We start from the raw sequence: 13,922 nt of genomic DNA, 5'->3' as shown, positions 1-13,922 counted from the left end.
GTATTTAGCTCCGGACCTCTGCGCGTCCCACCTGCGAGACCCGCTGTTCGATCATCGGTGGTCTGGACCACCCGCCGACTTCCCAAGATCGTTAGCCGCTGGAGTCCCGGCCACCCGCACGCTCAGAATGTCCATATTGGACCAACCATGCTGCCTGATACGGCCCGTAAGCCGATGCGCCCTGGTCAACTGGGCCAGGTAAGGGCACCGATACGAAGGGTGAGAGTACGCTGGATGGCCCAAGGGCCACCTGAAGAGCTGCCAGGGAGTACTCCCTATGAGCGATACCAGTCAGCGACCTGGTAGTCGATCATGCGTAGGGTGCGGGAAACCACTCGCAGCCGACAACACTGCACAGACCTGCATCAACTGCCGCAGGCGTCACCATGACCAGTTGCATATGCCGCCGGTGGTAAAACCGGACTTCTACGAGACGGCGGATTTCCACGCCGCATTCGATAGTCAGCACGTCGGCAGGGTTATTAAAGTATACCGACACCACCCACGCCACCTACAGCTATTCGGCGGCGCCCTGAGTCAAGAGCTAATGGCGCGCTGGTTGAGGATGACACAGGGGGCCGTAAGTAAACTAGAAAATGCGAAAACCCCCGAACTGGACATTGACCGTCTTCGGTTCTACGCCAAAACACTGCACTTTCCGCAGAAGCAGCTTTGGTTCAGGATCGAAGAACACGGTCACCTTGAAAACGTAAGCCTCGGCAGCACCCTTGACAACTTCTCGGTTCCACCAACTCTCGTCTTCGAAGACGCAGACCCGCTAACAGGAAGCGTTCTAACGGACAGCCTCTTCTTGGGGGCAGGGTCACTTCCACAACGCGTCTTGCCTGCAATAATCCGCGAGACAACCGCCGACCTACAGATGATGGACTTCAAGCGCGGCGGCGGCCATGCGCGACGACTGGTCATGCACTACTTCCAGAACGAAGTAGCCCCGCTTTTGAGTTGGCACTATGCAGACGTCTCGCTAAGGCAGGAAATATTCAGTGCAGCCGCGGAACTTCTTCGGCTAATAGGGTGGACCGCTTACGATGCCGGAAGGCATGGCACCGCAGCACAATACTTCACGCAAGCCCTTCGGATAGCACATGAAGCACGGGACAGTTCGATGGTGGGCGTGATTCTCGCGAACATGTCACATCAAGCAAACTATATGGGCAGGTTTGATGACGCAGTAAAGCTTGCGCAACAGGCGCTTGACGTCACACGAGACAATCCGAGTAAGACGCTTCAAGCGATGATTCACGCAATGGAAGCCCGCGCCCGCGCCAGTCTGGGCGACAAACTCGGCATGGTGGCGTCACTGAACACCGTTGAAAAAGTCTTTAACACCCGCGACATCGATCACGACCCAGCATGGATTAGCTACTTCGACCAGCATGAACTAGCCGGCGAGGCCGCACATTGCTTCCTGGCTATCGGCGAACCAGGTCAAGTCTCAAGATTCTCAACACTAGCGATCGATCCAGACCGTACCCCGCCTAGGACCCGGAGCTTTATTCGGATGGTAGCGGCCTCAGGGGCCTTGGCGGACGGCGATCTTGAATCAGCTATTGCGCTTGCAACTGAGGCCATAGAGACAAACGTCTCCCTGCAATCGGCACGGTACGTCAAGTACCTGACCGACTTTCAAGCAGCGTTGAAGACCCGCCACCCAGGAAAGGGGTCGCAGGTTTTCGACTTGCTTCGAGCACACTACCCACGCCTCAGCTTGGAATCTTAGAAAGGTCTCCACACCCGGCCCGAATGTCCGTTCCTCAGTGCATAAACGCGCGCACTGAACTCGTCGAGTATCTCACGGGAGTGGCGGATGTTTTGCATGAGCCAAGTTGTCATTTTAATCTCTTGAATCTGCCGCAAGACATCGAACCCCGACCACCGGGTAACGTCGAACCCATACGCCTCGACGTACTCTCCATACTTCTCGACAGACATCAGTTTTGCGGTCGCACATTCGACCGCTGCCACCGTTAGATCCCATTCCGGTTGGCCAATGCCGACATTCTCAAGGTCGATCAGGATAGGATTTTCCGTGTCCGAGAGCATGACATTTCCCATGTGCGCATCGCCGTGCACGATGCATGGGTCGAGCGGGAAATCCAGATCCCGAACCTGGGCCGCTAGCGACTCGAAGCGCTCAAGAAGAAACGTGACATCCTCGACAGGGGCGTCCGACTTTTCAAGCCGGGACTTCACGCGGTCGCCAAATCTGAACTGAGGAATGACGCGATCGGAAGGCAACTGCAAACTGTGCAGTCTACGCAATAGCTGAGCGAGAATATCTACTCGATCTTTCGGCGCACTGCCTCCCGGTATGAACTGCCAGAACGTCACAGGGTGCCCATTTACGCTCAACGGCTGATTATCGACGTCGGCGACACGCACGGCGGGAAACCCAACACCTTGTAGCCAGTCGGATACAAGGACCTCTTTTCGAGCTTGCGCCATGTAGTCCATAGTGCGAGCGATTCGCACGACAATCGGCTCATCGGCCAATGCGTATAGTGCGTTCTCACCGGTCCGGATGAGAGATGCGCCCGTTGCGTTAAGGCCAGCAGCTTCGCATGCGGCCCGCAAAGCTCGGCCCGTGTGGCCGGACGAGAAGTCGCCCGTGGCATCGCCTTCAGTCGAAGCGTTCACATCCCCGAGGTTACCTTGTCCGGGTTGAATACGCGCGGCTCGCCGATGATCCAGTTCAGAACTGATCATACGGCCTCCATTTGATACACCGTGGCCTTAAACCGGTCCGGAACCACTCATGCAGCGCTTTCCGTGCGTCCTCAATTGGTACAGCGGCGGACCGTGGGAACACGGCCCCAGTGGCGCCGCTGAAAATCAGGTCAACCTGAGGGGACGGGTGGCCAGGGTTGTACGAGTTTGCCAGTGGCATTGCGTCGTCGTCATGGTCACAGTAGTTCAGAGCCGCAAACCCTGCGACAGGGTCGACGCTTATCCGAAGTTGGTGGTTCGGGACAGGACCACCGGTCAACGGTTCCGCGAAGTACTCTTGATCGCCAATAGACATGACTGACTCCCACATAGGATGTGGGGTTATCAGAAGCTTCTCCGCAAACTCGCAGAATGCTTCCTCTCCGCGAAGTACGGTCACGATACCCGTCGTGAGTGAAGCGGTGACGATCATTTCGACCCTTACCGGAACGATTTGGCAGGCGAACTACCGTGGCAGGAAAATCGGCTCCAGCCAGCTTCTGTTTTGAATCGCGACCGCCAGGCCGTCAAGCTTCTCGGCCGCGTAAACCTCGAAGCCTACAGAGATCAGCCTTTGTAGCGCTTCGGCGATCTCTACTTGGTCCAGCCTCGCGACCGTCGTCAGAGCAAAAGCAATGCGTGGTTCGAGTTCGAGCGTCAACGTCAGGGCCTTTTCCGACTGTTCGGTCACAACTCCCCTTTTAGGTCTTCACGATCTTCAAGCTTGTCCAAAACAGTGCAGTTCCGGTTCGGCAGTGCGGTTCCTGGTCAGTCAGATTTCCGAGCGCCTCAGCGTTACGACTTGACGTCTCGGAGTTCCCGAACCAGGTGGGAAGCGAGGACCCAGGAAAGTGCGGGGTCGTCGAACGTGACGATGGTGGGTTTCCATGCCCGCACGCCGGTGGGTGAAGCGATGTGGAGTGCGCCGTGGACTCCGACGATGGGTGCGTTTCGTACGCGGACCACGGCGTGACCGCGTCGCAGCGCCGGGCACAGGCGGGTCGAGAGCGTGAGGCAGTCGGCGCAGACGGGCGGTTCGGTGCAGGCCATGCCTTCCGGCCAGTCGGCCCAGTCGGTCCGGTGGTCGGGTAGTACGAAGAGGGTGCCGTCCGGGTCGGTGTCGGCGGGGTGGGCGCAGACCTGGCAGAGGAGCTTGTGCATCGCGCGGCGTTGGCGGGGCGAGTGGACGACGCCGAACAGGGGCTTTCCCTGGTTCCGGGCGAGCGGTACCCGGCGCCAGAGGACACCGTTGTGGTCGCGGTCGCGGGGACGTTCGTCGCGGTATCCGATGCCGGTGTTTCCGGGCAGGGCGACCAGATCGTGGGGTTCGGTCTGTTCTGCGGACCACGCGGTGATGTAGGGGACGTGGAGCGAACGTGAGTGGGTGTCGGTCACTGTGGTAGTCACTTCGTCGAATTTTCTGGAAGGTTGATGATGTGGCAGTGATCGGTGGCTCACGTGCCGCACTAGCGGTTTTGGGTCGTGCCACGAGCTGGGCCATGTTCGATGACTTCGAACAAGTCCTTGAAGTCCATGGGGTGGAGTGCGGCCAGGGCTCCGGCGATGAAGGCCGCTCCGGGTCGGAGTTCGCCGGCGAGGACGCGGGTGACGGTCGACCGGTTGACGCCCATGGCCTTGGATCGGGCGTAGTCGGAGCGCAGACCCGCGAGGGTGGCCGCTTTGGTGAAGTCGCCTGATCGCAGGCGGACGGTGTATCTCATGGTCGTCCCGTCGTGTCGTGGTGGTGGACGAGTTCGAGTGCGGCCGGGCAGTAGACGGTTCGGCCGTATTTCGTAGTGCCGTGGGGAAGGAGGATTCCGGCGTCGCGGAACGCCGCGATCGTGTTGACGGCGGTGCGTGAGGTCATGTTGTGGCGGCGCACCAGGTCCGGACCGCTGGTGACGGGATGTGCCACCAGGTCGGCCAGCACGCTTCTCTGAAATCTGCTGGGGTTGTGGGGAAGTCTCCCGGCGAGGCGGTCGTACAGGCCGGGAAGGGCGTTGATCAGGGCCATCTCGTGGTGGCAGGCGGCGACGATCCCTTCCGCCAGGAACCGCACGAGACCGTCCGTGCCGGCGGTGGTCGTGGCGGTGCCGGTCAGGTGCCGGAAGGTCTCGGCGTGGTCGGCCAGCCAGCCGGTGAACGGGAGGACGGGGCGGGAGAGCAGGCCGTCGTGGACGGCGTCCGCGACCAGACCGAGGCGTTGGGCGTGGCGGGCCCCCGCTGTGGCCTGCGGATTCACCAGGCGCCGGACGTGAGTGAGGACCAGAGTCGTGGGCATGCCCGGCTCCGGTGACGAGGTCGGCGAGGCGGGGCCTTCAACGCCCTTCAAGTACGGGCTGAGGTCGGAATCGACGTGCGTCGGGTGCGCCCGGTAGAGGGCCTGGTGCAGGAGTTCGACCAACGCGACGGGCAGGCCGTCCAGTCGTGCGGAATCGCGGGCCTCGCGGATCATCACGGTGCGCGGCCACCGTGCGGTGAAGCGGGACGTCTCCACCGTGCTGTCGAGCCAGAGCAGCGCTTCCCGTGCGCGGCCGAGGGCATAGCTGGTGGGTGCGCTCAACCCCGTGACGCGGGGACGCCGGGGGCGGTTCGACCCGGCCGGGGTGCCCGACTCGACGCGGGCGACGCACTCGTCCTCCACCCGGTGCAGGACATCGGTGACGCGGACGGCCTCACGACCGCCCCCGAGCGGAAGTGCGCGCCGCGCCAGGTCGGCATGGTGGGCGGCCCCGACACGTCGACCCGAGCGGGCCATCAGTCGGGCGATGAGGGCCAGCCTTCGCGCGGGTGCCAGCGGATCGACTGTGGGCAGGCTGAGCAGGTGGAAGGCATCGTCCAAGGCTCGATGTCGACGGTCGTCGACGTCGTGTGCCCTGATCCTCTCGGTCACGGTGTGTTCTGTGTCGTTGCGGCGTGGGTGATGCCACGGCGCGTGCTCTGCGGTCATGATCTGGATTCCTGAGGAATGAGATGAACACCAGGCGCGGAAACTCCGTGGCGGGCACCCCATGAGGATGGGGGGCGTAGCCGTCGGACACGAGATAGATCAGCGTGGTAATCACTCCTGAATGCGTTTCGGGCGATTTCACGCAGGGTCATGCGGGCCAGCATCTCCAGATCGACGAACGGTTTGAACAGCCTGCCGGACAAGGCGCATCCTGCCTTTCCTAAGGGCCTATCGGTGACGCTGGGTTCGGTCGGCACCACCATGGGTCCTGTCACTGGTCGGGGTCTATGTCAATCTGGGAATGGGACACTCTGGTACAGGAATAACCGCTGGTCAGTACCCCTGGGGTACTCCAACCGGCTACACCGATCGGAGTACCCCGCCCGGTGTGGGGTCCCGACCCGGCGCCGTCCTCGACAGCCGGTCGGCGGGCAGTCGCCGTGACATTCCCGAGATGAGTATCCGGCCGGTCGAAATTCCTTCTCGGAATACCCCGTCCCGCCGCGCCCACGGTGACCTGCGGTATTCCTCCGCTGACATGAGGACATTCCCGATCCGTCATGGTCGCCAGGGTGCCGGCCGGCGGTTACTCGATGGCGACGGCTCGCGGTCCCGCGAGCCGCGTTCATCGGCCAAAGGACACCAATCATGGAATTGTCGCGTTCGAATTCGCTGACGATCAGGCAAGCGGCGTGGTTGTTGGGATGTGGGGAAGCGGGGGTGTGGCGGGCCGTCCGGACCGGGCTGCTGCCGACGGTGGCGGGCAGGGGCGGGGTAATACGGGTGCCGGCGTGCGCGGTCGCCCGGCTCGTGGAGTCCCCGGAGCGGGGCGTGCGCCGATGACCGACACCGACAGCGGGGACGTGTTCGACCGGGTCGCGGTCGACCTGGACCGGGTCGCCGGGCTGGCGGACGCCGAGCTGGTGCACGCCGTGCGCGTCGACGGGTCGTGCGGCTGGCTGGCGACCGGCGACCAGGCGCCCGGGTGGACCGGCGACGACCGGGCGGACCGGGCGCTCGCCGCGCGGGTGTGCGCGGGCTGCCCGGTGCAGCGGGAGTGCTTGGAATGGGACCTGCGTGAACTTCGGGCGGGACGTACGGCCACGACGGGGGTGTGGGGTCCGGTGGCCCCGATGGACCTCCCGGCGGTGTTCGTCTCGTGGTCGGACCGGCGTGACGGCGCACGCCCGGCGGGGGGCCGCTGATGGCCTCGGGCGGGGTGCTCACGGCGGTGGCCGGGTCGGTGGCGGTGCTGGTGTTCGTCGTGGTGTGGCGGCGGCGGTCGGTGCGGCGGTCGCGGGCCGGCGGGGTGCGGGTGTTCTCGTTGGCCGGGCGGACGGTGGTCGGGGCGTCGGTGATCGTCACGTGCCAGTGGCTGGCGCTGACCCACCCGGACACCACGACGGTGGTGCGGGTCGCCGCGTTGGGGCTGCCGGCGTTGGTCGCGTCGTGGTCGTTGGTGCGCGCGGTGACCGTCACCGTCGTCGACGACCGTCGGAGGGACCGGCGATGACCCGTCGTCCGGAACGCGAGATGGTGCCGATGGTGTTCGACGGCGAGATGATCGACGACGAAACCGTTGTGCCACAGGGACAAAGTGTGCCGCGGCTTACCTTTCCGCGGTGGCGTGCGGTGGCCGGCGTGGCCGGGGGCCGGGTGCGTGCGGTGGTGCGGTGTCCGGCCGTGGTCCACGCCCGGTCGGTGGCCGGGTACCGGGTGCGTCAGGCTCCGCGTGACGCCGTGCGGCTGGTGTGGTTCCTGGTGCGCGGTGTGGGTCGGTGGGGTGCCAAGGGGTGGCGGTGGGGGTCGCACGCGGATCTGCGCGCCGATGCCCGTGCGGCGAGGCTGGCCGGGGATGTGCAGGCCCGGCGCACCGCGCAGGAGACGATCCGGGCCGACGCGCGCGCACGCTGGGCCAAGGCCGGGACCGTCGTGCGGCGGACGGTGGTCGGCGCGGCCGTGACCACCGTGGTGCTGGTGCTGCTGGCACTGGGCGAGATGGTCGCCGGGCGCGAGGTCATGCCGGGGTGGTTGCGCGCGGTGTACGCCGTGCGGGACGCGATCGGGCACGGGGTGGCCGGGGGGTGGCCGTGGGTGTGGCGGTCGACGGTGTGCGCGTTGGTGTGCGCGGCGGTGTGGGAGGGACGCGACCGCACACCGGGCGCGTCCTGGATCACCCGCCCCGACCGCGACGACGACGGGTCCTGGGTGGACGAACGCATGATCTCCAAGGCGTTGGCACACCTGGGGATCGCGCCGTTGAACGCGTTCCTGCGCGGCGGCGGCGAGTTGGTCTACACCGTGCCCGCGCGCCGGGACGGCGACGGTACCCACGCCCGCATCCGCCTGCCGCTGGGGGTCACGGCGGACATGGTCTGCGACCGACGCCGGGTGCTGGCCGCGAACCTCGGAAGGTCGTCGTTGGAGACCTGGCCGACCACCGGCGAGGAGGACGGCGTGCTGGACCTGTGGGTCGCCGACAAGGGCACGCTCTCCGGCGGCGCGGGCGACTGGCCGTTGCTGCACGAGGGAACCGTGGACGTGTTCGACGGGGTCCCCGTCGGACTGTCGCAGCGCGGGGTGGTCGTCGCCCCGCCGTTGCCCGAGTCCAACTGGTTGATCGGCGGCCGGCCGGGGCAGGGCAAGACCAACCTGCTCCGAGTGCTGCTGCTGGGCGCGGCGCTGGACCCCACATGCGAACTGTGGGTGTTCGTCATGGGCGAGAGCCCCGATTTCGAGCCCCTGAGGCCGCGCCTGAGCCGCTACCGCATGGGCTTGGACGACACCGTCGCGGCCGGCGCCGTGCGGGCGTTGGAAGACCTGTGCTCCGAGATGGAACGACGCGGCCGGATTCTCGGGGAACAGCCCGGACGTCCGCCGAAGGTCTCCCGGCGCCTGGCCGACAAACCCGCCTTGGGACTGCATCCGCTGATCCTGGCGGTCGACGAGTGCCACGAACTGTTCCAACACCCCACCTACGGCAGGAAGGCCGAGGAGTTCGCCGTCCGGTTGATCAAACGCGGACGCAAGTACGGAATCACTCTGATGTTGGCCACGCAGTCACCCACCAAGGACAGCATTCCCAAGGAGATCACCCGGAACATCTCGTGCGGCGCCGCGTTCGCGGTCGCCGACCACATCGCCAACGACGGGCTTCTCGGGTCCGGGAAGTACCGGGCGGGAATCCGCGCGACGGAACTACGGATGCGCACCGACCGGGGAACCTGCGTCGCCGTCGGCATCACAGACGCGACATTCGAACTGGTGCGCACGTTCTACGTGCCGTTCGAGGACGGGGCTGACCTGGTGAGCCCGGTCATCGCACGGGCCATGGCCCACATGACGGACGCGAAACGCACAGTGGTCACGACCGGCGGCACCCGCAAGGAGATCGACACGACACCGGCTGATCACTTGAAAGACATCTACTCGATAATCGGAGAGGAACCACGTGTCCGCACTCAAGTCATTCTCGCACGCCTTGCTGCACACAATCCTCGCGAATACGAACCATGGAGCCTCCGAGACCTGCGTGCGACACTTCGCAGCTACGGAATCCGTGCCTACAAGTCCGACGGCACGATGGTTCTGCGCGCTGCCGATGTCGCCGAGGCGATCTCCCGCCGCGACCTGGCCTCTGATGACTGAGAGGGGCCAAGGGCAACACGATGACGATGAATCTGGTTTCCGGTTGTTGGCCGGTCGCGATCCGGGCGGACGTCAGCGGAACGTGTGTTGGCCGGTCGCGGTCGGTCATCCTGGTCGGCCGCCAGGGCGTTCTCTCGGTCGGGAAGGTACCGGGGAGGCAGGGAGTTGTCCCTCCCATGTCCCCGGTGGCTCCTCCATGGGTTGACCTGGTCGAATGCGGTTCAGGGAGTGTGCGGCAGGGTCCCGGCGGAGTGGCCCGAACGGGCCGGATTCGCTGCGTGCCGGGCTGTGGTGTGGCCTCCCTCCCTCGGTCAGGCGGGGGTGGTGTCCACGGCGGCTGATCGTTCACAAGCGACTCAATCCACCCAGGTCCAGGGAAGCAGCGATGATCGACAGGTTCACGATTCGGGAGACGATTCCGGGGGGTCGGGGCAGGCCGGGGACGGACCGGTCACCGCCCCGAGCGGGTACGCGGCGGTGCCGCAGCCCCGACAGGGTGACGACGATGGGCGCGGCGGCGCCGTGGAACGGCCTCAGAGGGCCGTACGGCGCACGAAACGCCGTGGGCGGTCCGGAGTTCCGTCCGACGTCGGGGCGGGCGGGCAGCGTGGTTCAGGACCTACACCGGTGCCCTCGCCCGAGGAGTGGGCGCGGGAGCAGTTGAGGAATGCGCCTCCCCGGTCACGGAAGTGGGCACGGTCGGTGGCAGCCATCTACGGACTTGATATTCGCTGGGAGGAGTAGGCGCCCCTCATTGAATGGCAGAGGCCCCGACGTTGGCGTCGGGGCCTCTCCGTGTGCGGGGATGTCGATTGCTGCTGTTTGCCGATCGTCATTCGTCGTCTTCCCGCCACACCGGGGTGATCTGATCGGGGGTGAATCGTGCCCCCGGGTGGGGTGCGGGGTGGATGATCACGGCGGTGAGGCTGCGGGCTATCGCCGCCTGCTTCTGTTCCAGGGTGAAGTCTGGTCGGCTCCATTCCGCTTCCAGGTTCGCGGCACGCGACACGCGCGCCTGCCGCTTTGCCTCGTACTTGCGTTTCTCGGCACGGAGCTTGCTTTCATCGGCTTCCAGACTTGCCATCAACGGGAAGTAGCGGCCACCTGATATCAGCTTCTTCTTGTAGGCCGTGGTGGACTCTTTGATCTGGTCGGTCACGGCCTTTAGTTCCGCCTCCCTGCCCCATGGTGGCAATTCGTCCGCGCGTCCGAGTTGAATTCTACTCTGCTCCGCGAGGACCAATGCGGTGATGTATCGGTCGATAGGGGCACAGGTGCGGGACACGCGGCCGCATCCGCCGAATCCGGGGGGTGGGCACTTGTAGATCGGGATGCGTTCGCCGGTTTTCTTTTCCTTGCGACTCCCGCCGGTCATTTTCGAGTTGCACATCCCGCACCGGGCAAAGGGGGACAGCAGCCGTCGGGTGACATGCCCCCTTCCTCGTTTAGGCAGTTCAGGCGAGTCTGAAGGGATGAGTTTCGCGACCAGTGCGAGATGTTGTTCCACTGTAATGATGGGTTCCCACTGCCCCTGTACGGGGTTGTCGTGTTCGTCACGCAACACCTCGCCGAGGTAGGCTCGCCATCCGCACAGCCGGGGGTTCGTGAAAATCTGACGGATGGTCATCATCCGCCATTTTCCACCCGCGATCGTGGGGATGCCGCGCTCCCCCCATTCGATTGCGATCGTGCGCGGATGCACTCCGCCGAGCAGGCGGGGGATTTCGCGGAGGATGTGCGCGGCCTCTCGTTTGCTGATGGTGGTCCGGTCCTTGCGCCACCCGAATGGCCGGTTCGCCCCGCCGTGTTGCTTTCCGGCCATGGCGGCTTTTCGGTTGCCGTCCGCCATGCGCCGTGAGGTATTCCGGGACTCGCGGTTACGCTGGTCAACCTCGCGGCGCGCGCTGGAAATACCCTCGTCGGTGGTAAGGTCGATGGTGCCGGTCATTCCGACGACGTAGACGCCGTACTGTTCGACCAGGTCGATGAGGTCTTCCAGATCGCGCGGGTCGCGCATTCCACGGTCGATGTTCGGCAACGCCAGTGCGTTGTACTCGCCGCGCCGCAGCGCGGTCATCATGGAATCCCAGTCTGGTCGTACGACACGGTAGCCGTAGGTTTCGTCCGGGAGCATCACTTTCACGCGTTTGAACGCAGATACGTTGTTCTCCGGGTATTCCTCGCCGATTCGTCCGCCGATTCCCAGGGCAAACGGGCGAAGCTCAGCTAGTTGGTTGGTGACCCGTACTGCGGTCCCTTTCGGGTCGAGCGAGTCACGGCCGTACAGAGCCCAGATCAGTTGATCGGGAACGATGTCCAGTTGGGTGCGTCCGCCAGCGCGGCGGGGGCGTGAGGTGGCCATGACACTCAGTGTGCAGTAAGAGATTGACCGAGTACCTGACCAAGAGCATCGGTGACTGTCACGACGCGCGGACCACCCGCCAGGAGGAACACGCCGAGAGGCTGTGTGCGGAGCTGGCTGTCACGCCCTGCTCGCCGCAGTGCCCGGTCTGGCTGCTCTACGGCGTTCAGCCGCGTGGGGCTCGGGTGTCGATGGAGCCGGGGAAGTGCAAGGGCAAGGCGCACAAGCGGTCCACGCTCGGTGTGGCGGGGCGGCGGGTGCTGGTGTCGCGCAAGTGGTCGGGCAAGTCCCTCGCCGATCACAAGCACGACCGCGTGGCCTTCGTTCGGCAACTCCTGGCCGACGTCGGCATCGCCCAGGACGAACAGCCCCGACGGGTCGCGTGGCACAACGTCCGACCAGGGGACCCGAACGTGCCGCCACGGGCACACCTGCTGATGCGCGCCGTGGCCGAACGAAGGCGATGGAAAGCCGAATACACAGCCGCGCTGCTGGCCTCGGCCAGTCCTCCCAACCATTCGGCAACTCCGCAAGCTGCGTAAACAGGGGGATGGGATGAACGGCAAGGTGCGTGAGCTAGGGCAGTTGATGACCGTCCCGGAGATGTTGGAGGCCCTGGGCGGGGTCTCGCGGGACACGTTCTACAAGTGGCGGCAGACCGGGAAGGGGCCGCGCTGCTTCCCGCTTCCGAACGGGGAGCTGCGGTGCCGGCGGGCGGACTTCGTGGCCTGGCTGGAGTCGCTGTACGGGGCGGCGGCATGACCACGACGTTCAAGGTCAAGTTCTGGGAGATCAAGAAGCGGGCTGGGCGTAAGCGGCCGTGGGCGGTCCGGTGGCTGACAGACAAGAAGGAACACTCGGAGTGGTACGCCAACAAGCCGTTGGCCACTGGCGGCTGTCCGAGTTGATGCAGGCGGTCCGGGATGGTGAGCCGTTCGATGTGGAGACAGGGCTTCCCGTCTCGGAGCTTCGACGGCGAAACTCTTTGTCGTTCTTGGAGTTCTCACAGTCCTATATGGATCTGAAGTGGCCTGACGCTGCCGCTACGACTCGGGGTAGCACTGTGGAAGCGCTGGCGACTGCGGCTGCTGCGTTCGTCAAGGACGGTGTCGGGCGACCTGCGGTCACGGAGCTGCGGGGTGTGCTGTCGCGGAATCTGTTGCCTCCGACGACTCGTGATCTTGAGCTGTCGGGGGAGGAGCGGGAGGTCGTTGACTGGCTCGTGCGGAACTCGCGGCCGTTGTTCGAGGTGACGGACGCTGTCCTGCTGCGGAGCTTGCTGGATGAGCTGGCAGCCAAGTTGGACGGGAAGGCGGCTGCGGCCACGGTCTACCAGCGGAAACGGGCGGTGCTGTTCAACCTGCTGTCTTACGCGGTCGAGCGGGAGTTGATCCCGGACAACCCGCTGACCAGGGTGAAGCGGAAGGCCGCGAAGGTGGTCGAACAGGTTGACCCGCGAGTGGTGGCCAACCCCGGCCAGGTGGCTCGGCTGCTGACGGCGGTGACCTACGTCGGGCGGCGGAACCTGGACCGGGGCGCGCACCTGGCGGCGTTCTTCGCTACCGGCTACTACGCCGCTGCTCGGCCCGCTGAGGGCCTGGCGCTCCGAGAGGATGACTGCACCCTGCCCGAGGAGGGCTGGGGCCTCCTGATGCTCGGTGAGTCGCGGCCGGCGGCGGGGAAGCGGTGGACGGACTCCGGTGAGGTTCACGACCGGCGTGGGCTGAAGCACCGGGGGCGGAAGGATGTGCGGCCGGTACCGATCCCACCGGTTCTCGTCCGCATCCTGCGTGATCACCTCGACCGGTACGGGGTCGGTCCGGACAGGCGGCTGTTCAGGTCGCCGAGTGGCGGGGTGGTGTCGTCCTCCACCTACTACCGGGTGTGGGAGGAGGCCCGTCAGTACGCCCTGACGCCTGCCCAAGTGGCATCTCCGCTGGCAGCCCGGCCGTACGACCTTCGGCACGCCGCAGTGTCGCTCTGGCTGAACGGAGGCGTCCCGGCTACCGAGGTCGCTGAGCGTGCGGGGCACTCGGTGGACGTGCTCCTGAAGGTCTACGCGAAGTGCATCGACGGGCAGCGAGAGACCGTGAACAAGACCATCGAAGGTCTCTTCGAAGCGTGACCCGCAACTCGGGAGCAAGGCCCTCGGAGGAGCACTCCGGGGGCCTTCCGCTTGGGCACGTATTGGGCACAGCCAGTCCGTGGTGAGTCCGTGGATGGCGGCAAACAGGG

13 protein-coding genes and 1 pseudogene are annotated in these 13,922 nt (G+C 65.1%); 7 read left to right on the top strand and 7 right to left on the bottom strand.

Translation table 11 applies throughout. The annotated features are described in order from the left end of the window. The first annotated feature begins 400 nt into the window (after positions 1 to 400). A complete protein-coding gene (locus F4559_RS29745; RefSeq protein ID WP_486374937.1) occupies positions 401 to 1,741 on the top strand; it encodes an NsdA family TPR-like regulatory protein in 1,341 nt (446 codons plus the stop codon). Here the strand turns inward: F4559_RS29745 and F4559_RS29740 are convergent. The 6 genes from F4559_RS29740 to F4559_RS29715 all read right to left on the bottom strand — a co-directional run bounded on the left by F4559_RS29740 (position 1,738) and on the right by F4559_RS29715 (position 5,620). Next, positions 1,738 to 2,727 carry a phosphotransferase family protein gene (locus F4559_RS29740; RefSeq protein ID WP_184674344.1) on the bottom strand — a complete coding sequence of 330 codons (990 nt, stop codon included), beginning with the start codon at positions 2,725 to 2,727 and terminating at the stop codon, positions 1,738 to 1,740. The genes F4559_RS29745 and F4559_RS29740 overlap by 4 nt on opposite strands. Further along, complete coding sequence (locus F4559_RS36855) at positions 2,714 to 3,160, bottom strand: Imm1 family immunity protein (RefSeq protein ID WP_184674342.1); 447 nt, start codon at positions 3,158 to 3,160, stop codon at positions 2,714 to 2,716. The genes F4559_RS29740 and F4559_RS36855 overlap by 14 nt, the downstream gene beginning before the upstream one ends. Positions 3,161 to 3,193: 33 nt before the next feature. After that, a complete protein-coding gene (locus tag F4559_RS29730) occupies positions 3,194 to 3,418 on the bottom strand; it encodes a hypothetical protein (RefSeq protein WP_184674340.1) in 225 nt (74 codons plus the stop codon). 104 nt (positions 3,419 to 3,522) lie between these two features. After that, positions 3,523 to 4,134, bottom strand: coding sequence for a hypothetical protein (locus F4559_RS29725; protein ID WP_184674337.1), 612 nt, complete (start codon positions 4,132 to 4,134; stop codon positions 3,523 to 3,525). A gap of 59 nt (positions 4,135 to 4,193) precedes the next feature. Next, positions 4,194 to 4,448 carry a transcriptional regulator gene (locus F4559_RS29720; protein WP_184674335.1) on the bottom strand — a complete coding sequence of 85 codons (255 nt, stop codon included), beginning with the start codon at positions 4,446 to 4,448 and terminating at the stop codon, positions 4,194 to 4,196. Beyond that, positions 4,445 to 5,620, bottom strand: coding sequence for a Fic family protein (locus F4559_RS29715; protein WP_184674333.1), 1,176 nt, complete (start codon positions 5,618 to 5,620; stop codon positions 4,445 to 4,447). The genes F4559_RS29720 and F4559_RS29715 overlap by 4 nt, the downstream gene beginning before the upstream one ends. Positions 5,621 to 6,516: 896 nt before the next feature. Between F4559_RS29715 and F4559_RS29710 the strand changes: the two genes are divergently transcribed. From F4559_RS29710 to F4559_RS36615, 3 genes are read left to right on the top strand one after another with little or no spacing between them, the layout of a single operon-like run. Continuing rightward, positions 6,517 to 6,882: a WhiB family transcriptional regulator gene (locus F4559_RS29710; protein ID WP_184674331.1), complete on the top strand. Its 366-nt coding sequence runs from the start codon at positions 6,517 to 6,519 to the stop codon at positions 6,880 to 6,882. Next, positions 6,882 to 7,190 (top strand): hypothetical protein, encoded by a 309-nt coding sequence (locus F4559_RS29705; protein WP_184674329.1) that lies wholly within the window; start codon positions 6,882 to 6,884, stop codon positions 7,188 to 7,190. The genes F4559_RS29710 and F4559_RS29705 overlap by 1 nt, the downstream gene beginning before the upstream one ends. Beyond that, positions 7,187 to 9,325, top strand: a complete 2,139-nt coding sequence (locus tag F4559_RS36615) for an FtsK/SpoIIIE domain-containing protein (protein WP_184674327.1) — start codon at positions 7,187 to 7,189, stop codon at positions 9,323 to 9,325. Before F4559_RS29705 ends, F4559_RS36615 begins: the two co-directional genes overlap by 4 nt. 832 nt (positions 9,326 to 10,157) lie before the next feature. On the opposite strand, the gene F4559_RS29695 is transcribed toward F4559_RS36615, so the two are convergent. After that, the gene (locus tag F4559_RS29695) at positions 10,158 to 11,687 is read right to left on the bottom strand and encodes a recombinase family protein (protein WP_184674325.1); all 1,530 of its coding nucleotides are present in this window, start codon (positions 11,685 to 11,687) and stop codon (positions 10,158 to 10,160) included. Positions 11,688 to 11,710: 23 nt separating this feature from the next. Here F4559_RS29695 and F4559_RS29690 point away from each other — a divergent pair. The 3 genes and pseudogenes from F4559_RS29690 to F4559_RS29680 all read left to right on the top strand — a co-directional run. After that, positions 11,711 to 12,229 (top strand): annotated as a pseudogene (locus tag F4559_RS29690) (replication initiator); the annotation flags it as partial. Positions 12,230 to 12,242: 13 nt separating this feature from the next. Continuing rightward, positions 12,243 to 12,449 (top strand): helix-turn-helix transcriptional regulator, encoded by a 207-nt coding sequence (locus F4559_RS29685; RefSeq protein ID WP_184674321.1) that lies wholly within the window; start codon positions 12,243 to 12,245, stop codon positions 12,447 to 12,449. Between the two features lie 100 nt (positions 12,450 to 12,549). Further along, positions 12,550 to 13,812 (top strand): tyrosine-type recombinase/integrase, encoded by a 1,263-nt coding sequence (locus F4559_RS29680; protein WP_312865886.1) that lies wholly within the window; start codon positions 12,550 to 12,552, stop codon positions 13,810 to 13,812. Positions 13,813 to 13,922 lie beyond the last annotated feature (110 nt).

This window comes from Saccharothrix violaceirubra (assembly GCF_014203755.1).
Classification (GTDB): Bacteria; Actinomycetota; Actinomycetes; order Mycobacteriales; family Pseudonocardiaceae; genus Actinosynnema; species Actinosynnema violaceirubrum.
Note: the sequence above shows the minus strand (reverse complement) of the source record. Positions and strands in the feature narration are given on the sequence as shown.